Origin of the sequence: Chryseobacterium sp. S90 (genome assembly GCF_047444895.1) — a bacterium.
In the GTDB taxonomy this organism is placed as follows: Bacteria; Bacteroidota; Bacteroidia; order Flavobacteriales; family Weeksellaceae; genus Chryseobacterium.
On sequence record NZ_JBLGCX010000005.1, the window covers coordinates 139,176 to 165,184 of the forward strand.

The window sequence follows — 26,009 nt, forward strand, 5'->3', positions numbered from 1 at the left end:
TGTGGAAAAATGCGTACAGAATCTGTTCTTTATTTACTTGTTTTTTGCAGTAGGTTCGTATTGCGAAAAATTCCATTAAATAACTGAAGGTAATGGATATTATTCAGGCCCCTTAGATTCTAAAAATACGTATTTGTTTATGAAAAAAAAGATGCTTTTCATGGCCTTACTGGCTGGTTTAAATGGTGTTCTGGTAAAATCCCAGGTAGGTAATGTGGGGATTAATACTGCAAATCCCGGCAGTACCCTTACTGTCAATGGTTCATTTGCTGCCACCTACAAAATAGTTGGCACAAGTGGTGCGGTAGGAGCTAATGATTACTATGTTGCTTATAACGGAACTGCCGATGGAACATTAGCTTTGCCGGCAGCCATCAGTGGTGCGGGTAATTTTTCCGGACGTACTTATCACTTCAAAAATACCGGAGCAAAAATACTTACTGTTTCAGCTAATGGATTAGAACTGATTGATGATCAGAACGGAACCGGGCTGGGTGTTTCTGCCATTACGGTCCCTCCCGGATATTATGCATTTTTGGTCAATAAAGGAACCACTACCGGTACAACATGGGAACTGGTACTGCTTTCTAGTTCCAACAGTATTCCTTCTGCAGAATCTACTTATCCGTTTTCAGCTGTGTCTACTACGACCCGGCAAATGTGCGATGCTACTGCCACTCCCTCTGATCCATGGATAAGAACAGCGATTACTTATCCTCAGGGTACAGTTCTTAATAAAGGAAATGTACTCAATACCTCTACAGGAGCTTTTACAGCACCCAATGCTGGATATTATGTGATTCAGGGGTCTACACAGTTTGACAATGGAAATGTGGCAGGAAATCCGAATTTTACCTGGACAGTACTTTACCTGATAAAAAATTATGCTCCGGGTAATGTGGGAAGTATATTAGTTCAGTCTTATCAACCTACCGTAACGAGGGTTTTTGGTTCGAGTATCTCATGTATGGCTTATCTTAATGCAGGAGAAACGGTAAGTATGGCTTCTGTAGCGGGAGTGTCTTCTGGTAACAAGTACGAAGTTGTGACAAGTACGATGTTCGGATACAAAATAGCGAATTAAAATAATATTGATACTGTGGAAAAGCGGTCTTGATCGATAGATTAAGGTCGCTTTTTGTAATTATATTTTACATTTTACCAGCAAAGGTATAAATAGAAAGGGGCTTTCCGGTTTGAAGAAGGGTGAATTGTCAATTTACCCCATGGAATGTGAATTTCTCTGAAAAGTTTTTATATATTTAGCGACCGAATAATTCATTCAATGAGCAACGAAAATAAAACAGGAGAAAAGGAGACTTTAGTTAGAGGATTAACAAACCGACATATTCAATTAATAGCCCTTGGAGGTGCCATAGGAACCGGCTTATTTCTGGGAATCGGGCCGGCTGCAGTATTGGCAGGACCATCAGTAATTTTAGGCTATGCTCTAGCCGGAATCATTGCCTTTTTTATTATGCGTCAGCTTGGTGAAATGGTTGTTCAGGAACCCGTATCAGGAAGTTTTAGCCACTTTGCCTACAAATATTGGGGAAATTTCCCTGGATTTGCTTCCGGATGGAACTACTGGATTCTCTATATCCTGGTAAGTATGGCCGAACTCACGGCAATCGGACATTATATTCACTTTTGGTGGCCGGATATACCGCTTTGGGTTTCCAGCTTGTTCTTTTTTATTGTAATTAATGCACTTAATCTTGCTTCTGTAAAGGTATACGGAGAAACAGAGTTCTGGTTTTCTATCATCAAAGTAGTCGCTATTATAGCCATGATTATATTCGGAGTATATCTTTTGATAAGTGGTACAGGAGGAGAAAAAGCAACGATTACCAATTTATGGAATGATGGTGGATTTTTCCCAAAAGGATTATTTAATAAAACAGAAAACGGATATTCTGGATTATTTGCTGCAATGGCCATGATTATGTTCTCTTTCGGAGGATTGGAACTTATCGGAATCACAGCTGCTGAAGCTAAAAATCCGGAAAAAACTATTCCACAGGCTACCAATCAGGTGATCTATAGAATCCTTATTTTTTATGTAGGAGCTTTGGTGATCTTATTCTCATTAAGTCCCTGGAGAGATATTACAGAAGGATCCAGCCCGTTTGTAATGGTGTTTCAGAATCTGAACGGTCTTGAATTCAGCCTTTTTGGTAAAGTGATTCAGTTCAATACATTGATTGCAAATGTTCTGAACCTGATTGTTTTAACGGCGGCTTTATCAGTATATAACAGTAGTGTTTACAGTAACAGCAGAATGCTTTTCGGATTGGCTCAGCAAGGGAATGCCCCGAAATTCCTGAAAAAATTGAATAAAAATTCTGTTCCTATCAATGCCATTCTTATTTCATCATGCTTTGCCGGGATATGTATTATTATTAATAAACTTGTGCCTGAAAAAGCTTTTGAGTACTTAATGGCTTTAGTAGTATCTACTTTAATCATTAACTGGCTGATGATATGCTACACCCACTTGAAGTTTAAAAAGTCAATAAATGCATCAGGAATTCATTCAAAATTCCCTTCTATATTTTATCCTATATCCAATTATATCTGTATTGCCTTTCTGGTTCTGATTTTAGGATTGATGAGTATCACAGGAATGGAAATTCAGGTTATTCTGATTCCGGTATGGATCGGCTTTTTGTTTGTTATGTATAAATTGTACAAACCGAAGTAAAATATAAAACAGATTTAAACATGTTTTGGAAAGGTGAAAATTAAATGATTTTCACCTTTTTTGTTTTTATTTCTGTAAATTGGTAGTGGGGCATATTTTCAAAATATATCTCTATTTCTATCATTTTAACTAGCTGGATGTTTTTAGCTGTTTGGAAAGAATGTCAATTTAGGACAAGATTTGTCTTTTTGAAGGATGTAATTTTGCACCTGTAAATCATCACAACAATGAATTTACAATGTAAAACTTCAAAAAAACGAATAGAATGAAAAATGTATTTCTTCTCATCTTCCTTTTTGTGTAAAGTCAAAGAAATTTAATGATATGAAAAAATTATTCACACTCACTTTAGTATTGAGCTTTATAGTAATTATGGCACAGACAGACTATCATTTTCCCGAAGAATCTTCAAAACATGAAGGAACATGGCTGCAATGGCCCCATCATTATCAGCACGGAATGACGTACCGTAAAAGGGTAGAGAAGACCTGGATAGATATGACGAAAGCTCTTCAGTCAGGCGAGAAAGTTCACATTATTGCTTATAATGCGGAAGAAAAAAACAGAATTACCAGTCTTTTGGAAGAAAATAAAGTTCCTATGAAGAATGTTGATTTCAAAGTGTATCCCACTGATGATGTATGGATCAGAGATAACGGGCCAATTTTCGTAAAAGATGACAAAGGAAATATTCTCATTGAAGATTGGGGATTTAACGGTTGGGGTGAGAAATTTGATTTTGAAAACTGTGATGAAATTCCACAAAAGATAGGTGCAGACCTGGGAATAAAAGTAATCAATCTGAATGAAGAAATGGTAAATGAAGGCGGTTCTGTGGAAACTGATGGAAACGGGGTTTTAATGGCTTGTAAAAGCTCAGTAATCAGTCAGAAAAAAGGAGCTACCAGAAACAAAGATATCACTCAGCAAGAAGCTGAAGAAATGTTTGAAACCTATTATGGTATTTCAAAAGTGATCTGGCTGGATGGCATAACAGGACTGGATGTTACCGATATGCATATTGATGGTTTCATGAAATTCATTAATCATAATACCATGATTACTATGAAAGAAGATGATCTTCTGGAGCTCGGGCTTTCGGAAAAAGATGTCAATACACTTTATACAGCAACTAATGTAAATGGAAAAGAATACAAAAAAGTTTACTTGCCTGCAACCATGAACAAAGTGAAAACAGCCTATGGGAAACAGCTGGAAGAAAAAGGCTCTTATGTCAATTATTACGTTGCCAATACAGTAGTACTTGTTCCTAATTATGGAGACCCTAATGATAAAACTGCCAATAAGATTATTCAGGAGCAGTATCCGGATCGAAAAGTTATAGGAATAGATGTAAGAAATCTATATGAAAATGGAGGAATGGTGCATTGTGTTACCCAACAGCAGCCTGCGGGAGCTTCGGCAAGATAAATTTAAAGAATGAAGTGATTTATTTTCTAAGGTTATTTTCGTATATTGGTAAGAGGTTATATTTCAAATCCAGGTGAAATTTTAATCTGTTTGAAATACCTGCGGATAAGCCGAAAACCGTTACAAAAAGTAGGCAGGACCAAAAGAAGACACCTATGGCCAATTTATTTCAAACCCTTACCAATACTGTAAAACACTGGTACATTCCATTAATCTTCGGAATTATATTCCTAATCTGTGGTTTTTATGTATTCAGTGTGCCCCTTGCAACGTATGTTACACTTTCTATTTTTTTTAGTGTTTCATTCTTATTCTCTGGAATTACGGAAATATTCTTTTCTTTACAGAACAGTAAATCCCTGCAGGGTTGGGGTTGGTTTCTTGTAAGTGGATTATTAACTACTGCAATAGGAGTTTATCTCATCGCAAATCCTCAGATTTCAATGACTGTGCTGCCGTTTGTGATCGGATTCACGTTACTATTTCGTTCCTTTCAGCTATTAGGTTTTGCATTCGATCTAAGAAGTATGAGAATAATGAGCTGGGGAAATGTAGCGCTGGCCAGTGTCGGAGGAATTATATTTTCTCTGTTGTTGATTTTTAATCCGGTGTTTACAGGAATTTCATTAGTTACGCTTACAGGGGTTTCTTTTATTTTTATGGGAATAGCTTCCATTATGCTGGCTCTGGATTTAAGGAAAATTAAAAAAATTCCTGGAAAAGTTAGCCAGGAACTAAGAGATAGAATCAAATCTATACAGGAAGAGATTGATGATCTGAAAAAATAATGACCTATTTTACAGTTCCAGAATCCATTTCTGAAGGTCAGTACTTGAGGAAAGTTTCAGCTTTTTCTTGAGCCTGTATCTCTTGGTCTCTATTCCCCGTAAACTGATGTTTTCATATTGGCAGATTTCTTTATTGGTAAGATTTAATCTGATGTAAGCACTGAATTTTATATCATGCTCTGTAAGTTCCGGAGTATGTGCAGTCAGCTTTTCGTAGAATTCAGAATATACTTCTTTGAAACGGATCAGAAATAATGGGCTTCTGCTTTCCATTAATTGGATGATTTCTTCAAAGGAATCATTTACTTTTAATTTAAGGACATCCGTTTCCTGGATCTTTTTCTCAATAATTTTATCTTTTTTGAGTTCCTTTTTAATATAGATTTTTCGTATAAAATAAAATAATATTAAAAATATGACTATAATAGCCAAAGCTATAAGATAAAATATTTTTCTTTCTCTTTCCTTTTCTTCTTTGTTTAATTCTACTAATGTATTCACAGCAAGATTTACAGCTTCCCTTTGATTCTTGTTGAGACTGTCGTTAAGAGCTGTGTATTGTCTTAAATAATCATTTGATTTTTCAATTTCATTAAGAGATTTGTAGACACTGGAAATGGTATCATAAACGGTAAGTAATGCAGTTTTGTTTTTTGTTTTTTGGAAGAAATCAATCGTTTTTAAATAATATTCTAGAGCTCTCTTTTGATCTCCTTTTACGTTATAGAGATCTCCGTAACTAAATAATGCAATTCCTTTTTCAGTTCTTCTTGCAGTACTGAATTTAAGCATAGCCTTATTTATATAGTATTCTGCAGAATCTAAGTGAACTTTTTTTGCTATAAAACCATCAGCTATCCTTGTATAAGTAAGTGTGCCGGGATTAACGGCCAGCATTTTTCTCTCTATATGCTGTAAAGAATCCTGGTTTTTCATCCTTACAAAATTCGTACGCTTCCATGAATAATTATAAAATAGAATTGCTTTTTTCTGACGTTCGTCAGTGAGCTTTTTAATATAATATTCTGCTTTGTTGAATGCAGCATTAGATTGTTCTAATAATCCCAGCTGAGTATAGTTTTTGCCATACTCATTATATAAATTCCCTATCAGAAAAGGAGAACTGAAATTTTTAAGTTCCTTTTTAGCTTTGTCGAGATACTCCAGACTTTCTTTATACCTGCTGAAATTACATAATATGCCACCAATATTCGTGTATACCATAATAGTTCCTTTGGTATCACCATTCTCTTCATATTGGGTAAGAGCTTTGGTATTAAACTTTAAAGCTCCTTCGAAATCACCTTTACTTTTATATTCCCATGTTGTTTTTATTGGTTCAGGCTGAAAAGAATAGTCTTGAGCATCAAAAAATGGAGAGAAAGAAAAGAAAATCAGATATAGTGCTTTAATTCTAAAATTAGGGAACATATTTTTTAAAATTATTAAAGCAAAAATAACTTTTTTATGAATATGATTAAAAAAATTAATAATTACAGATAATTTTTACATTAGAATAGAGTGAAAATATACGTCAAAAATACTCAGTTTATTTTACAAAATGCTGTTTTTTAATTCATTATAATGTGAAGTATGTTTGAAGTAATACTTTGGGTAGATAGTATTGATACATTTACTACGAAAATTTTTTTTCATTCTAAGTGTTTGTGTTTATTAGCAGGGATATTTATGATCCCTGCTTTTAAATAACAGAACCATTAAGTTTTGCTTGTAAAGTATTTATGATTCTCCTCTCCATCCCTCAACTTTACTCTGAAAATAGTAATAATTCACTTTTTATATTTACTTCAAAGCTACTTCGGTTGTATTTTAACTGTTTGTTTGTTAATGTGTTGTGGTTTGAAGTGTCTTTGGTGTAGAATTTTTTTTATTTGCCGGTTGTAAGTTTGCATTATCAAATTTAGCATAAGAAAAATTTCAGACCGGTCATTTTTTTTAAGTACGATTCTAAATACACAAAAGAAAAATCAAACATTTTAAAGGGACAAACAAATGAAAAAAATACTAACATTATCTGTGATAATGGTTACACATTTTGCTTATTCTCAGGTGGGCATTAATACTCCTGATCCACGAGCTACTTTGGACATTCAGAGTAAAGGAAGTACTTCTGCCACAAAAGCTATGAGAATTAATAACTCTAATAACAAAGAAATGCTTACCGTTACTGATGAAGGAAAAACAGGAATAGGAACTGATGCTCCAAAGTCAAACCTGCAGGTCATTGGAGATGAATTGAGAGTAGGAGGCCCGGCCTCACAACCTGGAAGCGTTGCTAATCCTATTTTGAGAATTCATTCTAATGCAAATGCTGATGGCTCAGGAGGTTCATTATTGTTTAGTGAAAATGCGGAAAACTTTGGATATTATATAAGGCAAAATACAGAAGGAGGAAATACCTATGGCTCTGATGGTTTGGCAATGGGTGCTGCACAAACAGGAAAGTATGCTTATAATCCGGCAAAACCTGGAATTTTTATTTCTGATAATCAGAATGTAAGCTTTGGAACAGCTACTCCTCAGGCTATGTTTCACATAGATGGTGCAAGAGATAATAATATTAATTCTGCTCCCACAGCTGCACAGCAGGTAAATGATATTGTGGTTAATACTTCCGGGAATATAGGAATAGGAACAATAGCACCAACCAATAAACTGGATATACGTTCTGCAACTAACGGAGCTGTTAAAATTGTAGATGGAACTCAGGGAGCCAATAAAGTTTTAACATCAGATGCTAATGGTGTTGCTACATGGAGAGATGGTATTACTGATACAAGTATCTATAATAATAATGGAACATTGTCGGCAAACCGAACCGTTGCACAAGCAGGTAATAATCTGGCGTTTACAAGTACTGCAACCACCGGAACCAGCCATTTTACTATAGACGGGACCACTTTTAATGTGGATGCAAGAAATAATAGAATTGGCCTTGGTACAGCATTACCAAATAATCTTTTAGATTTGGGCACAACTCAGGGGAAAAAATTAGCCATCTGGAACAGTACTGCAGGTGATGATTTTTATGGATTTGGAGCAGCACAAAATGTTTTGCAGTTTTTTGCAGGAGTTCCCAATACAGGAAATGCATTGATGACTTTAAATAAAAATGGAAGAGTAGGTATTGGAACCACTAGTCCACAAACTAATTTTCATATTGTAGGAACAAGGAGATTTGAGAATGCCACAAGTGGTTCGGTTGCTGTAGGATCTGTATTAACTGCAACTGATACCAATGGTACTGCTGAATGGAAAATTCCAGCATCTCAAACTGCAGTAGGAGGAGCCGTAGCAGGATCTGGAATCAGTATTCCTTTTGCTAATGATGGAAACTATAGGTATACAGGGCAATATATAACTCTGCCTCCTGGAAAATGGGCGGTTACCATTACCCAGCTGGCACAAACTGTAGGTAATCTGGATAATGACGACTGGATGTTTGTGAGAAGTTCTTTCGGAGAAGGGAATGTGGCTGTAGGAGCTGCACTTACACGAACCGGTGATTTAAAAGGCCCTTCATTAATGAGTTTCAGAGTACAGGGACCTGCTTCTGCAGGACATCCTCAACAGTTTGATGTATTTCAGGGAACAATTATCATTGAAAATACTGATACCAAAGAGAAAACCTATAGATATATTGCCGGAGCCACAGTTACCGGTGGGAATCCTAATAACGCAACCGTCATTTCACGATTTGGAGATGCAGCATGGTCTGAGACATCCATTTTTGCAACAGCTATTAAATAGTAAGAGAAAAGAGGATATTTTATTTTTATGGTTGTTGACAGGCAGGGATTGTTGGATTTTCCAAATCCCTGCTTATTTAAATAAAGTATAATAAAACAAATCAAATTTTATCAGATAAGACATGGCATTAGATTTAAAAAATATTCACATTGGAAGCATGATTCATTCGCACGTAGAACAAAATGAATTTGAAATGACAAGGATATGTAAGTTTATGCGGTCCTCAGAAACGGAAATAGAGGTAATGTATCTGCAGAAAGATCTTCCAACTAATGTATTATTAAGATGGAGCAAGCTGTTACAATATGATTTTTTTCGGGTTTATTCCCAGTATCTGATACTATTTGCACCCCAAAAAAGCAACATACAGAGTATAAAACAAAAAGAGGATAAAAAAAGTGCTCTCCCTCAGTTTAGAAAAAATCTGTATACCCAGGAAATAATTGATTTTATCCTTGAGCTTGTCCGTACCGGTAAAAGAACAAAAAAACAAGTAATGGAAGAATATAATATTCCAAAATCAACTTTGTATAAATGGCTTGAAAAATATTAGCAAAGATCTATAAGGATAATGAAAAATATTATAATATGAAATGTTCAAAACCAGATTATAAAAAGATATTCAATGATTTGCTGGCCTTAAAATTTCCTGATAAAAAAGAACAATGCTTACCTTTATTAAATAAAAAAGAACTTTCCAGACTGGAGGTAATACATCTCAATAAGATCATATTTGGAGAAAACATTTCAGAAAACTTGAATGGAAGAAATCACCGGTCTTATGATCAGTCCACAATTTTTAAAATTTTAGACTATCAAAAGAAACAGAAACTGAATAATATACAGACAGCTAAATATTTTGGTCTCAGCAGAAATACACTGGCCAGGTGGAAAAAAATATTTTTAGACTAAAAAATAACTTGTCCATTTCACGATAATTCAATAATTGAGTGTAACCCTATTTTGAACATCAAAATTATAGCTAAAAGCATTTTTACTATTTCCTGGCTCGAATTCAATCAACCTATATGATATCTTAAACTCCTTACGAGAAAAAACTGTGTCTTGGTCACAAAAATCCGGGATTTTATTAATGAATATAATTTAAAATTTAAGCCACATGTGAATGTTTTTAGTGTGTAAAATACTATTTATTGAATAGTATTTTTAATTAAAACAATATATGGTTATTAATATTTTATCTAAAAATATTGTTTGATGTTTGTTTTCTGCTTAATTTTAATCAATTGATAAATAATCTCTTATAAAGTTTTTAAAGTGTCATGAAGTATGGTACAATGTAAAGAGATTTATAAGGATTACATTCAAGAATGATTTAGGAATTATGGTTTGAAATAAAATTTTAAGATCAAAAAATACATCATATTACTAAATTTCAAAAAACTAATAAAATGAAGAAAAACATTTTACTGTTATCAATGTTAATCATTGCCAGTTTTACCCATGCTCAGGTTGGGATACAAACTTCAAACCCTCAAGGTTCATTGCATGTTGATGGGGCAAAAGACAATCCTGCCACAGGTACTCCCACTGATGTACAGCAATCCAATGATTTTATAGTAACCTCCACAGGAATGGTTGGTATTGGGAATCTTACTCCGCTATCTAATCTCCATGTCTTAAATCGGGGAACAGCCACAGGTATCGGAGGAGGTGAAGCTACCAATACCGGATTGCTGATAGAAAATCCCATAGCCAATAATTCTATATTATCAATTCTAAGAACTACAGGAACTACAGGAATAAAGCAGGCCGTAATGGGAATAAACCCTAATTTCAATGGAAATAATGGTGTATTTATTATTTCTCGCGTTCCTGGTGGAAATGATTTGGCAATAGATTTAACCTTAGGTAATATAGGAGTTGCTACAAATACTCCTACCAATACTTTAGACATTGCGGGAAGCACCAGAGTAAGGACCATGGATATCGCTGCAGGTGCAACGATTGTTACCCCAATATATTCAGATGGAAACGGTGTTTTGAATAAGGCTGTTAGTAATGTATATGGAACGGTTATTAATAATACGGTGAATGTAACAGCTGGAGCTACTGGTACTTTGATTGCGGGGATTCCAAATGCTGGGGTTTATAAGGCTGTAGTTTCTGTTGGAAATGCCTGTGCACGTACTGCCGTGGCAGAATATTATGTTACCAGCAATGCTTTTAACAATGCTTTTTCTATTAAGGGAATAGATGGGCTTCTTAATACTGATACAACCTCTAAAGGGCCTGTATTTACAGAAGTAAACAGAACCACTACTTCAGTGGTTTGGTCTGGTGTGCCAAATTGCGCAGGAGGAACAGGTTCAGCCTTTAGTTATACACTGACAATGCCTTCAGCAGATGTGATCAATATTACCAATAATGGAGACGCAGCTCTGGATTATAGAATAATTCTTACAAGGTTTTTTTAATTTTTATAGAATAAAAAAGTATTATAAACAGGCTGCTTCATCACAGAGGCAGTCTTTTTAATAATTATACAAGATACCAAAGAAGTAAAAGCTGTGAGCCGGTAGATATATCTGCCCCAAATTAGAATAGATCAATTGAATCGAAAATAAAAAAACCACTCTTAAAAAAAGAGTGGTTTGTAGACCCACAGGGATTCGAACCCCGACTGACGGTACCAAAAACCGGAGTGCTACCGTTACACTATAGGTCTGCTTTATTTTGGTGTTGCAAATTTATATATTTTTTTCTTATTTACAAATATCTTCTTTCAATTTTCTGCTGTTTATAAGAAAAAATAGGATTTGATTTTTTGAAATCCCAGGCTCATTGGAATAGAAGAAGAATCTTTTTTGCTAAAAAATCAAACCAGGATGATGAAATTTTTAATGAAAAATATTTGAATAATAATAAAAACAAAAACCATCCTCAAAAAGGATGGTTTGTAGACCCACAGGGATTCGAACCCCGAATGACGGTACCAAAAACCGGAGTGTTACCGTTACACTATAGGTCTGTTTTATTTTGGTGGTGCAAATTTACAGCTTTTTTCTTTACATACAAGAACTTTTTGATTTTTTTTTTAAATTTACTGTAGATTTTATTTACGGAAAATATGCTGATAGACTTCAATAATCTCAATATTAATCAATTATCGTTCAATACGGAATTTGAAAAGAAAGTGAAAATTTTTCTGGGAGAATGGTTTTCAGAAAAAACAGGGGTAAATGTGCAAACATCGGGCTCTACAGGAGTTCCAAAAATTTTTGAAATTGAGAAAAAGAAAATGGTCAATTCTGCAGTGATGACCTGCAAGTTTTTGGGATTAAAAAAAGGAGATACTGCATTACTATGCCTGCCTGTAGAATATATCTCCGGAAAAATGATGATTGTACGTTCTATAGAAAGAGTATTAAAGTTAAAAGTTGCTGAGCCTTCTCTGAAACCTGTAGAAAACCTGGAAGAAGAAATAGATTTTTGCGCTATGACTCCGCTTCAGGTAGAAAATTCACTGGAGAAACTTCATCTGATCAAAAATCTGATTATTGGGGGTGCAGCAGTTTCAGAAAGTCTGAAAAATAAAATTCTGCAGATGAACCTTAATTCTTCAAACCGTATTTTTGAAACTTATGGAATGTCAGAAACGCTTTCTCATATTGGCTTAAAACAATTGATGCCGGAACAGGAAGATTATTTCACCGTTTTTGAAAATGTATCCATTTCACTGGATGAAAGAGGATGTCTGAAAATCTATGCACCTAATGTAAATGCTGAAGAATTACAAACTAATGATTTAGTTGATGTTAGAAACGGAAAAGAGTTTAAATTCCTGGGGAGAATTGATAATGTTATCAACTCTGGAGGAGCGAAAATTTTCCCTGAAGCTCTTGAAGCCTTGGTGAAAAAGGAAATACCAAATGAAGCCGTATTTATAGGTTTGCCGGATGAAAGTTTGGGTCAGAAATTGATACTGATTATAGAAGGAAATCAATCAGATGAGATCATAAAGAAAATTTCAGAAATACCATTTGAGAAAAATTTCCATAAACCCAAAGAAATTATTTTCATCAGTGAAATTCCGCGCACACCCAATGGAAAAGTAAATAGAATGGAATTGTATAAAATATAAATATTTAGTAAAAAAAATGAAAGACTTTTCAAAAGAACTCAGTTTCAAAACTTCCCGAAGCAGTGGAGCAGGAGGGCAGAATGTCAACAAAGTAGAAACTGCAGTTACCGTACTTTGGAAAGTAGATGCATCAGAGTTTTTTAATGAGGATCAAAAAGTATTGATTCAGGATAAACTGAAAAACAGAATCAATGCAGAAGGCTTTTTATTCCTTACAGTTTCAGAAAGCAGAACCCAGCTGATGAATAAAAATAAAGCCACTGAAAAAATAATAGACATTGTAAACAAAGCCCTTATTGTTCCGAAGAAAAGAACCGCTACAAAACCCTCAAGAGCTCAAAAACAAAAAAGACTTGATGGCAAGAAAAAACTTTCTGATAAAAAAGAGAACAGACGGTTTAAATTTTAGCTTGTTTCTCCCGAAGAAAATTTTAATTTTGCCGGAAACTTTAAAACCATGATAAAAAAACTAATTCTATTGGGAACTATTTCGAGTTCTTTATTTTCTTTTGCACAGGAAAAAATAACCATCATACCTGCTGTAGGATATGCATGGAGAGTAGCTAAAACAGCACCTGGGCTTTCCATGGCAGAAAAAAATTACGTTAAAGGATTGAAAAACGGAATTCATTTTGAAATTGCTGCTTATTATAATTTGAAAAACATTGGGATTGGTGCTAAATTTTCCAACTATAATGCTTCCAGCAGCGGAGTATTGAGCGGATACAATATGAATGGACAGGCGGTCACAGCTTCTATAAGCACTAAAGATAATATTACATTCTTTGGACCTTCCGTTATGTTCTCCAATTATACCAAACCAACAAACCATAAACTTGTTGCTGATGTATCTCTTGGAGTAATTACCTATACTACAAAAACAGCAGCTGTAAAAGGTACAGGCTCCAACCTTGGTCTGGAACTGGGGGCAGCCTATCAATATGCAGTTTCAAAAAACTTTATGATAGGTCCTAAGTTAGGTATTACCGCAGGAACCTTAAGCAAAATAAAAGTGAATGGACAGACCGTTGATCTTGATGATGACCAGAAAGAAGGTCTGACAAGAGTTTCTTTGAGCGCAGCAGCTACATTTCGTTTTTAAATGCTATATTTGTAAGGATTACATATAATCTCATAATAATGGCAGCAACAATCTCTTTCTCGGCAGAACGCAGGCAATCAGGATTGTTGCTGTCATTACTTTATCTGCACACAGATTCTTTTCTGAAAAGTTCTAAGGACTTTATCAATTAAGCCCTGTCAGGATCCAAGACAGGGAATTATTCCGGATTTTATTTATTGCTTTTTTTGCAGTTTTCTATAGAGGAAGGCTGTTGTATGCCTGGATTCTACATTGGGTCGTCAGGGAATAACTGCATTTTAATTTAAAAAAATTGAAAAATGTCCAATCATATTATTGTAACCACCGGAATTTATGATGCTATAAAAGACACACTCAGAAGAAAAAAAGTGAGCATCGGAGAAGAAAAAAGACTTACGGAAGAACTTAGAAATGCAAAACAGGTATTGAGAAGAGATTTGCCTGCTGATATCGTAACAGTTGAAAGGAAAGTAACTTTAAAAGATCATACTCTAGATTTTGAGCACGAATATATTTTTGTACCGTCTACCAAAGCAAAACTTAAAAAGAATAAACATTCCATACTATCCGATATTGCTCTTGCAGTAGTAGGATATAAAGTGGGGGATATTATCAGCTGGCCTTTCAGGGATGGAGAAAGAAAGATTGAGATCCTGAAAGTAGAAGCCTGGGAGGGATAACCTTTTGTTGAATAATATTAGGTTGAATTACAATGAAAGCGCAGCTCAATAGAGTTGCGCTTTTTATTTCATTGGCTCATCTGTTTTGGAAACGCAATGGCGTAAATTTTTATATAATGAATGTTGCAAGGCGCAAGGATTTTATCTGCGATAAATTATGTACTGTATCTTTTTTATCTCACACAGATTTTGCAAATTACACAGATAGTATAAAAATCTGCGTAATCTGTGTGATCTGCGCGAAAATTTAATCTAAAAATTAAACGTTTTCCCTTGCTGAAAATTTAATATTGAACGAAGTCGAGATGTTCTTGCATCTTAAAAATATAAGTAATGCATGAAAAACTTTTGCACCTTTGCGTTTCCCAACAAAACAGTTTTGGTATTATTTAACAAATGATAAAAAAAGACTCCTCTGTTATACTTTCTTCAAGTGCTTTGGCTGCATTCCGTTTTTAAGTTTTATCTTTGCAAAAATTAAAAAAATGAGCAAACCGATAACTGAATTCATAGAAAAGTATTACCTGCACTTCAACGCAGCTGCATTGGTGGATGCTTCTAAAGGATATGTTGCACATCTTAAAGATGGCGGAAAAATGATGATTACTTTGGCTGGAGCAATGTCTACTGCTGAATTAGGGAAGATTCTTGCTGAAATGATTCGTCAGGGGAAAGTAGATTTTATCTCTTGTACAGGGGCTAACCTTGAAGAAGATTTAATGAACCTTGTAGCACACTCTCACTATGAAAGAGTTCCTCATTATAGAGATTTGACTGCTCAGGACGAGTGGGATCTTTTAGAAAGAGGTCTGAACAGAGTTACAGATACTTGTATCCCTGAAGAAGAAGCTTTCAGAAGATTACAAAAACATATCGTTGAGATCTGGAAAGATGCTGAAGCTAAAGGAGAAAGATATTTCCCTCACGAATTCATGTATAAAATGATTCTTTCAGGAGTATTAGAGCAGTATTACGAAATTCCTAGAGAAAACTCTTGGATGATTGCTGCTGCAGAAGCTAATTTGCCAATCGTAGTACCAGGATGGGAAGATTCTACAATGGGTAACATTTTCGCTTCTTACTGTATCAAAGGCGAGCTTAAAGCTACTACAATGAAATCAGGAATTGAATATATGACTTACCTTGCTGACTGGTATACTAAAAATTCAGCAGGAAAAGGAGTTGGATTCTTCCAGATTGGTGGAGGTATTGCAGGAGATTTCCCTATCTGTGTAGTACCAATGTTATATCAGGATATGGAAATGCATGACATTCCTTTCTGGTCTTATTTCTGCCAGATTTCTGACTCTACAACATCTTACGGATCTTATTCAGGTGCTGTTCCAAATGAAAAAATCACTTGGGGTAAACTTGATATCACTACACCGAAATTTATCGTTGAAAGTGATGCAACTATCTGTGCACCATTGATGTTCTCTTACATCTTAGAAAACGCTTAAGCATAAAATTCTCATCAGAGATTACAATACAGCGCTTCAATTCATTTGGAGCGCTTTTTTTATTTTATGATTGAAAAATAGATTTGTTTTGAAAACTAAAAACAATTTGAACCATTAAGATTATTTAAGTTGTAAAGAGCATTAAGGGAAATAGCTAAAGTTATTTTATTTAGCAGCATGCTTTACTTTTCATCAAAGATGAAACTTAATTATTCTTACAATTTTCATTTTTCTTAATAGATTAAAGTGATATACATTATTCCCACAGATCCCACGAATTACACAGATTGTCTGGTTTGCAAAATCAGCATGAGGTAAAAGAAATTATACAATATAAAATTTTATCGGAGATAAAATCCTTGGGCCTTAACGTTCATTGTATTCAAAGAACTTGCGTCTTTGCATTCTCCAAAAACATACATTTGTGAAAATCTGTGCGATCTGTGGGAAAATAAAAATCAATCCAAAGAATTCACCAGCACAAAATAACGATATGCCAAAATTCCCTTTTCAATCTTAGTCAGATGATTAGGATCCTTCTTGCTCAACTTTGGAAGTACCTTTTTATTAATGGCATTCAACAGCCTGAAAAATGATTTTTTCATATCTTTATCTTTTAATCAAACATCATTGAGGTTGAAAGAGTTCAAAAATGATGCAAAAAAGAAAGCTTGCTAAAAAATAACAATTTGACATGGACGAAATTTTCAAACAACAGGTATACGAAGTAGCAAGACTTATTCCCAAAGGAAGAGTTTCTACATATGGTGCCATAGCAAAAGCAGTTGGCTATCCAAATCATTCTAGGCATGTAGGGAAAGCGATGGGTGGTTGTCCAAAAGATGTTCCGGCTCACCGTGTTATATCAAGCTCAGGAGTTTTATCTGTTCCGGAATTTCAACCTAAGCTTGAAGCGGAGGGAATCACTGTAGAAAATCTTAGAATTAAAAACTTCAAAAAACTATTCTGGGATCCGTTGGCTGAATTGTAAATTTTAAGTTTCGGAAACGATGATTTTTTTAACGCAAAGCTTTTATCTATAGGCTGTACTATTTTTAAGGGAGCAAAGAAGGGAATCAATTTCATTGATTTTTTTAAGCGAACGTATTGCCCCAAAGCTTCATCAGCGACAGAGTCGCAACTCTTTGCCACCTGAAGTAAAACATTCGAATCATTAAGTACTTTGCGTCAAAAAGCTCATACATCAATATTACATATCACAAAAAAATGTCACTTCATAGTTGAATATGAGTGACACCAATATTTTTAAAGTTTCAAACCGTATTATTTTTTTCCGCTTGGGAGACCTTTCAGTTCTTCTTTAAGTCTTTCATTTTCTTCTTTTAATAAAGCAATATAGTTTTGTAGGTTTTCAATAATATCTCCCGGAATATTATCATAGTTATTCAGACTATTAATAACTCCTGCAGACGAGGATCTGTCATTAAATACAGGATGGTTATTATTAATTACTACTGTAGCTTCCTCTTCTTCATAAATGTCCTCAATGGGTACATCCAGAAAACGGGCAAGTTTGTCCCATTCATCTTTTACGATCCTCACATCACCGCTTTCTTTTCTGCTGTAATTAGATACATCTGTTGCGATAAAGTCAGCTACCTGCTGTTGAGTGTAGCCTTTTTGCTTTCTGATGACGCGTAATTTTTCTTTTTGCATGACCTACATTTTATACAAAAATGGCAAAAAAGCATAAGCTATACAATAGAAAACGAATAAAATGTAGAGTAAAGCAATGAAGATTAAGAGAAAAGAAGGAACAGGTTTATAATATTCAGATTATTTATATTAGCTGTTGATGATTTTTAGATTGTTAGAAAACGCAAAGACGCAAAGATTTTTTCATGCGTTAGGTATATTTTTAAGGCGCAAGAACATTTCGACTTCGCTCGATGTAAGATTTTCAGCAAGAATTATTAGGATTAAAAAATTTTATCAGAGATAAAATCCTTGCGCCCTAAAGCGCATAGTATATAAAAATCTTGCGCCTTTGCGTTTTCCCAACCTCTGTAGACAAAAAAAGACTGCTTCAAAATGAAACAGTCTCTTGTAATTTATTTTTCAAGTTGCTTATAGCTTCTCTGTATAAAATCTGTCAGGTCTTTTCCTTTCAGTAAGTTTTGTGAAAGTTTTGCAAGATCCAAGGCATATTTGATTAAGCTTTCTTTCTCTTCAGCATTTTCAGTTTTTAAAATCTGATTGGAAAGCTCACTATTGGAGTTTACCACAAGATTGTACATCTCCGGGAAACCTCCCATTCCAAACATACCACCACCGCCTGTAGCCTGCATTTCTTTCATTCTTCTCATGAATTCAGGTTGGGTAATAGTGAATGGAGCATCATTGCTGTCAAGATCTTCAAGCTGAACTGTAAACTTAGAATCCTGTATAGCTTCTTCAACATTCTTTTTCAAAGATTCTTTTTCAGTTTCATTCAGTTTTGAAATTACCGGCTCATCTTTTTTAATCAGGTTGTTCACGTGATCTGCATCTACTCTTGCAAAAGAGATATTTTCTTTTGAAGTTTCCAGCTTCTGGATAACATGTGGAGTGATAGGAGAATCTAATAACAAAACTTCATATCCTTTATCCTTTGCAGACTGGATATAGCTGTGCTGTTCATCAGCATTGGTAGCATAAAGTACAACCAGTTTATTGTCTTTATCCGTTTGGATAGGTTTGATTTTCTCAACCAGTTCATCCCAAAGGAAATATTTTCCGTCTGTAGTAGGATATAACGTGAATTTGTCTGCTTTTTCAGCAAATTTTTCTTCCGTAATAATTCCGTACTCGATTACAATCTTAATGTCATTCCATTTTTTCTCGTAGTCTTCACGGTTTTCGTTGATTAAAGAGGCCATTTTGTCGGCTACTTTTTTCGTGATGTAAGATGAAATCTTCTTTACAGCGCCATCAGCCTGAAGATAAGAACGGGAAACGTTCAATGGAATATCCGGAGAATCAATAACTCCTCTCAGTAGCATCAGAAAGTCCGGAACAATTCCTTTTACTTCGTCCGTTACGAATACCTGGTTTTGATATAATTGAATTTTGTCTTTCTCAATATTCAGGTTGTTGCTCAGTTTCGGGAAGAAAAGAACTCCCGTAAGGTTGAAAGGATAATCAACGTTCAGGTGAATATTGAATAAAGGCTCCTCAAACTGCATTGGATACAGCTCGTGGTAGAATTTCATATAATCTTCGTTGGTCAGTTCGCTTGGAGCGATCGTCCATGCCGGTACCGGATTATTGATGATATTGTCTACCTCTTCCGTTTCTGCTACTGAATCTTCAGGAGCGTCATCCGGTAAAGGAAGTGTATGGGTCTTAGTCCCGAATTTGATCGGAACAGGCATGAATTTATTATACTTTAATAACAGTTCACGGATTTTTCCTTCTTCTAAAAATTCTACAGAATCTTCAGCAATATGAAGGATGATTTCAGTTCCTCTATCAGTTTTGTCAGTAGTTTCTTCAAGAGTGAATTCCGGGCTTCCATCGCAGATCCAACGTACAGCTGGTTCATCTTTATAAGACTTTGTAAGAATTTCTACCTTTTCAGCCACCATAAATGCAGAGTAGAATCCAAGACCGAAATGTCCGATAATCCCTGAATCTTTCGCAGAATCTTTATATTTTTCCAAAAACTCCTCAGCTCCTGAGAAAGCAACCTGGTTGATGTATTTTTCAACTTCTTCACCTGTCATCCCAATACCCTGGTCGATAATACGTAAAGTTTTCTGGTCTTTATCAATCTTTACTTCAAGTTTCGGATTTCCGTATTCCACTTTTGCTTCTCCGATGCTTGTTAAATGTTTTAATTTTAAAGTAGCATCCGTTGCATTGGAGATCAATTCTCTTAAGAATATTTCGTGGTCACTGTAAAGAAATTTTTTAATAAGCGGGAAAATATTTTCCACAGATACATTAATATTTCCTTTAGTCATCATATTTTATATTTTAATTGTTCAACATACTTCTCAAAAAAAATACCATGAAGATGAAAGTGACAGAATGTCATTTTTTCAAACTGAAACGGTCTTGTTATATAGATTTGTCAAAGAAATACCTTACTTTTAATTCTTAAAATATTTTAAAAATGAAGTTGAAATGTACAGTTTTTATGCTGCTCATCATGACCTTCTGGGTATATGGGCAGAAGAAGCCTTTAGACCATTCTGTCTATGACAGTTGGCAGAATATTGGCTCGAGAAAAATCTCCAATGATGGAAAATGGGTTGCCTATTCTGTAGATGCTCAGGAAGGAAATTCTAACCTTTCTTTATATTCCATTAAAAATAAAACGTCAAAAAAGTTTGCAAGAGGAACAAAAGTAGATTTTACGAATGATTCCAGGTTTGCTGTCTTTCAAATCCGTCCGCAGTATAAAGATATAAAAGCAGTAAAAGATAAAAAACTTAAGAAGAATAAATTAACAAAAGACAGCCTTGCGATTGTTGATTTTTTACATGATAAAACAGAGAAAATCCCGAATGTGAAATCATTTAAAATTCCGGAAAAAGCAGGTTCTTATGTTGCCTATCTTCTGGAGAATGCAAAAGATAAATCTTCGGATGATGCCTCCGATAAAGAAGATGGAGACGAAAATAAAGATGAAGATAAAAATGTAAAGCCTCTGCAGCTGATTGTGCGAAATCTTTTGGATGGAAAAACTACGGAATATGATAATGTAATTCGTTATGAGTTTAGTAAAAATGGAAAGCAGCTTGTTTTCGTGACTAAAAAACCGGAAGAAAAACCTAAAAAGGATAAAAAAGAAGTAAAGGATTCCGCAGATGAGAAATCTGAGGACAAAAAAGATACAGATAAATCAAAACCTAAGAAATATGCACTTCAGACCGTACAGGTTGTAGATCTGCAAAAAGGAACTGTAAATAAGATTTCAGAAATGGAAGGTGATTTTTCACAATTGTCTTTTGACGAAGAAGGAAATCAGCTGGCATATGTGGGAACTTCTTCCGCACAAAATGATTTGGTGAAATTATATCAGTTGTATTATTTTAATTTTAAAGGAAATAAAAAAGAAACGATTACCAATGAAAATGCACAGATGAAGAAGAACTGGGTGGTTTCTGAAAACCGTTTACCGTTATTCAGTAAAAATGGGAAGCAGTTGTATTTCGGTATTGCTCCAAAGCCTATCGCGAAAGATACTGCAATGATCGCGAATGACCATGCCGTTGTAGACGTCTGGAATTATAAAGATGATTATCTGCAAACAGTGCAGCTAAAGGAATTGAAAAATGATCTGAAAAAATCTTATGCCGCGGTAATGCAGACGGAAAAACCGGATGTCTTCAGAAAAATAGATGGTGAAGATTTGGATACTTTAAGACTGGTAAATGAGGGGAATGCTGAATTTGCGCTTGGTATTACAAGTTTAAACAACCGTATTTCTTCACAATGGGAAGGGGCAACAAAGAAAACGTATTTCCTGATTGATAATAAAACAGGGGAAAGAACGGAAATTATTCAGAATCTGAACGGTGCGGCGGCTGTATCTCCACTAGGAAAATTTGTTGTGATTTTTGACAGAGAAAAAGGAAAATGGCTGAGCTATAATGTGAAAACCAAACAAACTCTTCCATTGAGTAGCGGATTACCTGTTTCATTTGTGGACGAGGAATTTGATATGCCGGATTTTCCAAATTCTTATGGTATTGCATCCTGGACAGATAATGATGAATCTGTGATTATCAGAGACCGCTACGATCTTTGGGAGTTTTTCCTGAATGGTTCAAAAAAGCCTAGAAATATTACCAATGGATTTGGGCGTAAGCATAAAATAACATTTGATACTTATGATTTAGATAAAGATATTAAAAGCTTAAACAGAAAATCAGCCATTTATTTATCAGCATTTGATAATACATCCAAAGCGAATGGGATTTTTAAAACATCTATTCAGTCGAATTCTGATCCGGTAAAAATCCAGATGGAAAATGTATGGGGATACAGAAGTCTTCAAAAAGCAAAAAATGCAGAAGAATATATTATGGTAAAGGAATCATACACTGATTCTCCCAATATTTTTGCAACATCTGATTTCTCAAAACAACAAAAGCTGAGTGATACGAATCCGCAGCAAAACCAGTATAACTGGGGTACAGATGAACTGGTAAACTGGACAACACCAAAAGGGAATACTTCTACAGGAGTTTTATACAAACCGGAAAATTTCGATCCGAATAAAAAATATCCTATGATTGTCTATTTCTATGAAAAACTTTCTGATAATCTGAACCGCTATGTTGCGCCCGCTCCTACACCTTCAAGATTGAATATTTCTTATTTTGTGAGCAACGGATATCTGGTTTTCACACCTGATATTTCTTACACAGACGGCTTCCCTGGAGAATCTGCAATGGAATACATTAATTCCGGAGTTGAAAAGCTAAAGCAAAATTCCTGGGTAAATGGTACTAAAATCGGAATTCAGGGACAAAGCTGGGGTGGTTATCAGGTAGCCTATCTTATTGCTCATACCAATATGTATGCAGCCGCGTGGAGTGGAGCTCCTGTTGTCAACATGACTTCCGCATATGGAGGAATCCGATGGACTTCCGGGATGAACAGACAGTTTCAGTATGAGAAATCACAAAGCAGATTAGGAAAAAATCTATGGGAAGCACCGGATCTTTATATTAAAAATTCACCGCTTTTTACTATTGATAAAGTACAGACTCCGGTAGTAATTATGAGTAATGATAAAGATGGTGCAGTGCCATGGTATCAGGGAATTGAAATGTTTACTGCATTACGCCGTCTCGGAAAGCCGGTATGGCTTCTGAACTATAATGGTGATGATCACAATCTGGTAAAACGCCAGAACAGAAAGGATATTCAAATCCGTGAACAGCAGTTTTTTGATTATTATCTTAAAGGTGCTAAAGCTCCGGTCTGGATGACGAAAGGTATTCCGGCCACCCAAAAAGGAAAAGATTGGGGATTTGAGCTGACAGATGATAAGCCTAATTAATATGAACCCGGCGGAGCCAAAGGCTCCGCCGGGTTTTTTTATACTTCTCAGAAAATATATCACAAAACATAAACTGACACAATGGCATTTTTTTTATGATGGGTCTGTTGGGCACTTTTATTATATTTACCGCCAATTATAAATAACAGTATGGGAATCTTTGATTTTTTTAAGAAGAAAAATAACAATCAGGAAAATGTAAGTACTTTGGTTCAGGAAATGGAAATGCCGGGGGAAAAATTAGTAGTACAGGAAGTAGCGGAAGAAGTGGTGGAAACAATACCGGAAATCCCTTCATCACAATTGGAAGAACCGAAGACGGTAAATAAGGAATATGAAAAAATCAAAATTTATAATGATTATATAGTCTATTCTATAGCGCTTCAGCTAAGAGGGGAGTATACACCTATTTCTGCTTTTGAAAAAGAAAATGGTGAGGTAGAAGGCTTTGCTTATATGGTAACAGAAGATGCTTATGCACTTGCTCCACAACAGGCGATCGCACAAATGGAAGAAAAATTTGAAAACGAACTTCAGGAGGGTAAGATCAAATCTTATATGATTTTGTATCACTCTCAGTTTGATAATAATGCTAATCATAATCCGGCAACAAAAGAGGAAGAATTTAAAGCAATTTCACTTTCTTATCATTTTGAAGGATCTGATAAGGCAAAAACAGGGCTTCCTTATATATTTGAAAATCAAAATGTCACTTATAAAGGTTTTGCAGAGTTTTCTCACGAAGAAAATAATGAGATCATGAATCATCAGTTGGTGGATGGTAAGGATTATTTCCCGAATACGGAAGGAATTGCTGCTCCTGAAACAACTAATGAAGCAGGAATTATCATAAGAAAATCAAATGTTCATAATCTTGTGAATACCTGGAGCGGTATTTTTGGTCATGAAAATTTCCAGACTAAAGATTACGGTCAATATCTTACCACTGTTTTAATGCAGTCTACGGTTACGGATTCATCCGGTGAAGATAAAAACAAAACAGAATTTGAAGATGTAAGATTTAAAACGATTGTTACAGATGAATTAAGTACCATAATTCCGGAGGTAAAGACTAATTATACTTTAGATTTTGAAACAAGGTCAATCAGAGAGTGGGAAAATGCATTGAACCTGCAGGCGATTGTAGCGGGTCCGGCAAGAGAAACTTTTGGAGTTTGGTTCTTTGCTACAGATTATGCAGAAAATAGAAATACTTACATGACTCAGCCTCATCTGAAGGTAAATATCAGCGGAATTGTTTTCATTCTTGACGTTCACACAAACACTGATTTACCTGATGGAACTAAAATGAGTGAAGACTTCACAACCTATGCACCAAGCCAGGATCTTCCTAATTATGCATGTTTTGATTTTATTGCACAGGTTGTAGACTTTAAAGAAACAGAATTACTTGAAGAGGGAAGCGTTAAAGGATATATTCTGAAACTGAAATTGATTACCAACGAAGAGAATGAAGATTTCTTCACCATTGATGCTTTTGTGAATAAAGAAAATATGCGATTTGAAACTCCTGTAAAAGGGATGAAAGTTACCGGAGCACTTCAGCTGCAAGGTAAAATTGCTGAATAATTTAAAAGAATATAAAAGCTAAAGAGGTTGTTCCATGGAATGACCTCTTTTTATTTTCTGATCCTTCCTTTATTTATTTAAACGTAAAGAATTATGTGATTCGATAGCTGATGGTAAGGGTCCAAAAGGTTACGACTTTGTCGTTAAAGGACTTTGTGGTAAATGAAGCGTTTGCTTAGTACGAATCAATGAAAATTGATTCCGCCCTTTGCTCTCTTAAAAAATATTACAGTACACAGATGAAACCTTTGCGTGGTAAGTTTGCAAAAAATAAAAAAGGCAATCCTAAGACTGCCTTTCTATATTTTTTCTGAAAAATTATTTGTTTTTCATTTCTTCCTTGATCTTGTTTTCCAATTCCTCAGAAAGATCCGGATTGTCTTTTAAAACTTCTTTTACAGCATCACGTCCCTGACCAAGTTTAGTCTCTTCGTAGCTGAACCAAGATCCGCTTTTCTTCACAATTCCCATATCTACTGCGGTATCAAGAATCTCACCTACTTTAGAAACTCCTTCACCATACATGATATCGAATTCTGCCTGTTTGAAAGGAGGTGCTACTTTGTTTTTCACAATCTTCACTTTCACACGGCTACCGATAGCTTCATCACCTTGTTTGATAGGTGCGCTGGCTTTTCTGATATCAATTCTTACAGAAGCATAGAACTTAAGAGCGTTACCTCCGGTAGTGGTTTCAGGATTTCCGAACATTACCCCGATCTTTTCTCTCAACTGGTTAATGAAAATCACTGTACATTTTGTTCTTGAAATAGTAGCTGTAAGCTTTCTTAATGCCTGAGACATTAATCTTGCATGAAGACCCATTTTAGAATCTCCCATTTCACCTTCAATCTCCGCTTTTGGCGTAAGAGCAGCAACAGAGTCAATCACAACGATATCAATAGCTCCTGAACGGATAAGGTTATCTGCAATTTCTAAAGCCTGTTCTCCATTATCCGGCTGAGAAATGATAAGGTTTTCCAGATCAATTCCTAGTTTCGCAGCATACGTTCTGTCGAAAGCGTGCTCTGCATCAATAAATGCTGCAATACCACCTGCTTTTTGAGCTTCAGCAATAGCATGAAGGGTTAATGTTGTTTTACCTGAAGATTCAGGACCGTATATTTCAATGATTCTTCCTTTTGGATATCCGCCGATACCTAATGCGATATCTAATCCTAAAGAACCGGAAGGAATTACTTCTATTGTATTGTCTATAGATTCATCACCTAAAGTCATTACTGTTCCCTTTCCGTATGTTTTATCTAATTTGTCAAGCACTAAAGCAAGTGCTTTTTTCTTATCATCAATGTTACTCATCGCTATTAAAATAATTTCTCAAAAATACATAATTTAAATA

At 35.1% G+C, this 26,009-nt stretch carries 21 protein-coding genes and 2 tRNA genes; 16 read left to right on the forward strand and 7 right to left on the reverse strand.

Annotation, left to right across the window (positions count from 1 at the left end; translation table 11 throughout):
• Window positions 1–139 precede the first annotated feature (139 nt).
• From ACLMCG_RS14500 to ACLMCG_RS14515, 4 genes are all read left to right on the forward strand, one after another.
• Window positions 140–1,084 carry a hypothetical protein gene (locus ACLMCG_RS14500; protein ID WP_413960112.1) on the forward strand — a complete coding sequence of 315 codons (945 nt, stop codon included), beginning with the start codon at window positions 140–142 and terminating at the stop codon, window positions 1,082–1,084.
• Window positions 1,085–1,285: 201 nt separating this feature from the next.
• Window positions 1,286–2,704, forward strand: coding sequence for an amino acid permease (locus ACLMCG_RS14505; RefSeq protein WP_413960111.1), 1,419 nt, complete (start codon window positions 1,286–1,288; stop codon window positions 2,702–2,704).
• Window positions 2,705–3,028: 324 nt separating this feature from the next.
• Window positions 3,029–4,135, forward strand: coding sequence for an agmatine deiminase family protein (locus ACLMCG_RS14510; RefSeq protein WP_413960110.1), 1,107 nt, complete (start codon window positions 3,029–3,031; stop codon window positions 4,133–4,135).
• Window positions 4,136–4,290: 155 nt separating this feature from the next.
• Window positions 4,291–4,923 carry an HdeD family acid-resistance protein gene (locus ACLMCG_RS14515; protein ID WP_047420013.1) on the forward strand — a complete coding sequence of 211 codons (633 nt, stop codon included), beginning with the start codon at window positions 4,291–4,293 and terminating at the stop codon, window positions 4,921–4,923.
• A gap of 9 nt (window positions 4,924–4,932) precedes the next feature.
• Here ACLMCG_RS14515 and ACLMCG_RS14520 read toward each other — a convergent pair whose 3' ends face one another.
• On the reverse strand, window positions 4,933–6,354 hold the full coding sequence (locus ACLMCG_RS14520; protein WP_413960109.1) for a hypothetical protein: 1,422 nt from the start codon (window positions 6,352–6,354) through the stop codon (window positions 4,933–4,935).
• A gap of 582 nt (window positions 6,355–6,936) precedes the next feature.
• Between ACLMCG_RS14520 and ACLMCG_RS14525 the strand changes: the two genes are divergently transcribed.
• The 4 genes from ACLMCG_RS14525 (at window position 6,937) to ACLMCG_RS14540 (ending at window position 11,132) form a co-directional block, all read left to right on the forward strand.
• On the forward strand, window positions 6,937–8,694 hold the full coding sequence (locus ACLMCG_RS14525; RefSeq protein ID WP_413960108.1) for a hypothetical protein: 1,758 nt from the start codon (window positions 6,937–6,939) through the stop codon (window positions 8,692–8,694).
• Between the two features lie 121 nt (window positions 8,695–8,815).
• The gene (locus ACLMCG_RS14530) at window positions 8,816–9,247 is read left to right on the forward strand and encodes a helix-turn-helix domain-containing protein (RefSeq protein ID WP_413960107.1); all 432 of its coding nucleotides are present in this window, start codon (window positions 8,816–8,818) and stop codon (window positions 9,245–9,247) included.
• Window positions 9,248–9,282: 35 nt separating this feature from the next.
• A complete protein-coding gene (locus tag ACLMCG_RS14535) occupies window positions 9,283–9,606 on the forward strand; it encodes a helix-turn-helix domain-containing protein (RefSeq protein WP_413960106.1) in 324 nt (107 codons plus the stop codon).
• A 500-nt stretch (window positions 9,607–10,106) separates the two neighbouring features.
• On the forward strand, window positions 10,107–11,132 hold the full coding sequence (locus ACLMCG_RS14540) for a hypothetical protein (RefSeq protein ID WP_413960105.1): 1,026 nt from the start codon (window positions 10,107–10,109) through the stop codon (window positions 11,130–11,132).
• 180 nt (window positions 11,133–11,312) lie between these two features.
• Here ACLMCG_RS14540 and ACLMCG_RS14545 read toward each other — a convergent pair.
• Both ACLMCG_RS14545 and ACLMCG_RS14550 read right to left on the reverse strand, forming a co-directional pair.
• Window positions 11,313–11,383 (reverse strand) — tRNA-Gln (locus ACLMCG_RS14545).
• A 232-nt stretch (window positions 11,384–11,615) separates the two neighbouring features.
• Window positions 11,616–11,686 (reverse strand) — tRNA-Gln (locus tag ACLMCG_RS14550).
• 99 nt (window positions 11,687–11,785) lie between these two features.
• Here ACLMCG_RS14550 and ACLMCG_RS14555 point away from each other — a divergent pair.
• The 5 genes from ACLMCG_RS14555 to ACLMCG_RS14575 all read left to right on the forward strand — a co-directional run bounded on the left by ACLMCG_RS14555 (window position 11,786) and on the right by ACLMCG_RS14575 (window position 16,041).
• Window positions 11,786–12,799, forward strand: a complete 1,014-nt coding sequence (locus ACLMCG_RS14555) for an AMP-binding protein (protein WP_413960104.1) — start codon at window positions 11,786–11,788, stop codon at window positions 12,797–12,799.
• Between the two features lie 16 nt (window positions 12,800–12,815).
• The gene (gene arfB, locus ACLMCG_RS14560) at window positions 12,816–13,208 is read left to right on the forward strand and encodes an alternative ribosome rescue aminoacyl-tRNA hydrolase ArfB (protein WP_223599832.1); all 393 of its coding nucleotides are present in this window, start codon (window positions 12,816–12,818) and stop codon (window positions 13,206–13,208) included.
• 48 nt (window positions 13,209–13,256) lie between these two features.
• Window positions 13,257–13,901 (forward strand): hypothetical protein, encoded by a 645-nt coding sequence (locus tag ACLMCG_RS14565; RefSeq protein WP_047420005.1) that lies wholly within the window; start codon window positions 13,257–13,259, stop codon window positions 13,899–13,901.
• A gap of 299 nt (window positions 13,902–14,200) precedes the next feature.
• Window positions 14,201–14,581 carry a GreA/GreB family elongation factor gene (locus ACLMCG_RS14570; protein WP_047379596.1) on the forward strand — a complete coding sequence of 127 codons (381 nt, stop codon included), beginning with the start codon at window positions 14,201–14,203 and terminating at the stop codon, window positions 14,579–14,581.
• Window positions 14,582–15,066: 485 nt separating this feature from the next.
• Window positions 15,067–16,041 (forward strand): deoxyhypusine synthase family protein, encoded by a 975-nt coding sequence (locus ACLMCG_RS14575; protein ID WP_045500886.1) that lies wholly within the window; start codon window positions 15,067–15,069, stop codon window positions 16,039–16,041.
• Between the two features lie 458 nt (window positions 16,042–16,499).
• Here the strand turns inward: ACLMCG_RS14575 and ACLMCG_RS14580 are convergent, their stop codons facing one another.
• Window positions 16,500–16,646: a hypothetical protein gene (locus ACLMCG_RS14580; protein WP_223599835.1), complete on the reverse strand. Its 147-nt coding sequence runs from the start codon at window positions 16,644–16,646 to the stop codon at window positions 16,500–16,502.
• A gap of 89 nt (window positions 16,647–16,735) precedes the next feature.
• Between ACLMCG_RS14580 and ACLMCG_RS14585 the strand changes: the two genes are divergently transcribed.
• Complete coding sequence (locus tag ACLMCG_RS14585) at window positions 16,736–17,032, forward strand: methylated-DNA--[protein]-cysteine S-methyltransferase (RefSeq protein ID WP_309872808.1); 297 nt, start codon at window positions 16,736–16,738, stop codon at window positions 17,030–17,032.
• 293 nt (window positions 17,033–17,325) lie between these two features.
• On the opposite strand, the gene ACLMCG_RS14590 is transcribed toward ACLMCG_RS14585, so the two are convergent.
• A complete protein-coding gene (locus tag ACLMCG_RS14590; RefSeq protein ID WP_223599836.1) occupies window positions 17,326–17,718 on the reverse strand; it encodes a helix-turn-helix transcriptional regulator in 393 nt (130 codons plus the stop codon).
• 395 nt (window positions 17,719–18,113) lie between these two features.
• Window positions 18,114–20,006 (reverse strand): molecular chaperone HtpG, encoded by a 1,893-nt coding sequence (gene htpG, locus ACLMCG_RS14595; protein ID WP_413960198.1) that lies wholly within the window; start codon window positions 20,004–20,006, stop codon window positions 18,114–18,116.
• A gap of 152 nt (window positions 20,007–20,158) precedes the next feature.
• Here htpG and ACLMCG_RS14600 point away from each other — a divergent pair, with 152 nt between their 5' ends.
• Entirely contained in the window at window positions 20,159–23,059 is a 2,901-nt protein-coding gene (locus ACLMCG_RS14600; RefSeq protein ID WP_413960103.1) for an alpha/beta hydrolase family protein, read from the forward strand.
• A 150-nt stretch (window positions 23,060–23,209) separates the two neighbouring features.
• Complete coding sequence (locus ACLMCG_RS14605) at window positions 23,210–24,649, forward strand: hypothetical protein (protein WP_413960102.1); 1,440 nt, start codon at window positions 23,210–23,212, stop codon at window positions 24,647–24,649.
• A 318-nt stretch (window positions 24,650–24,967) separates the two neighbouring features.
• On the opposite strand, the gene recA is transcribed toward ACLMCG_RS14605, so the two are convergent.
• Complete coding sequence (gene recA, locus ACLMCG_RS14610; protein WP_223599839.1) at window positions 24,968–25,969, reverse strand: recombinase RecA; 1,002 nt, start codon at window positions 25,967–25,969, stop codon at window positions 24,968–24,970.
• Window positions 25,970–26,009 lie beyond the last annotated feature (40 nt).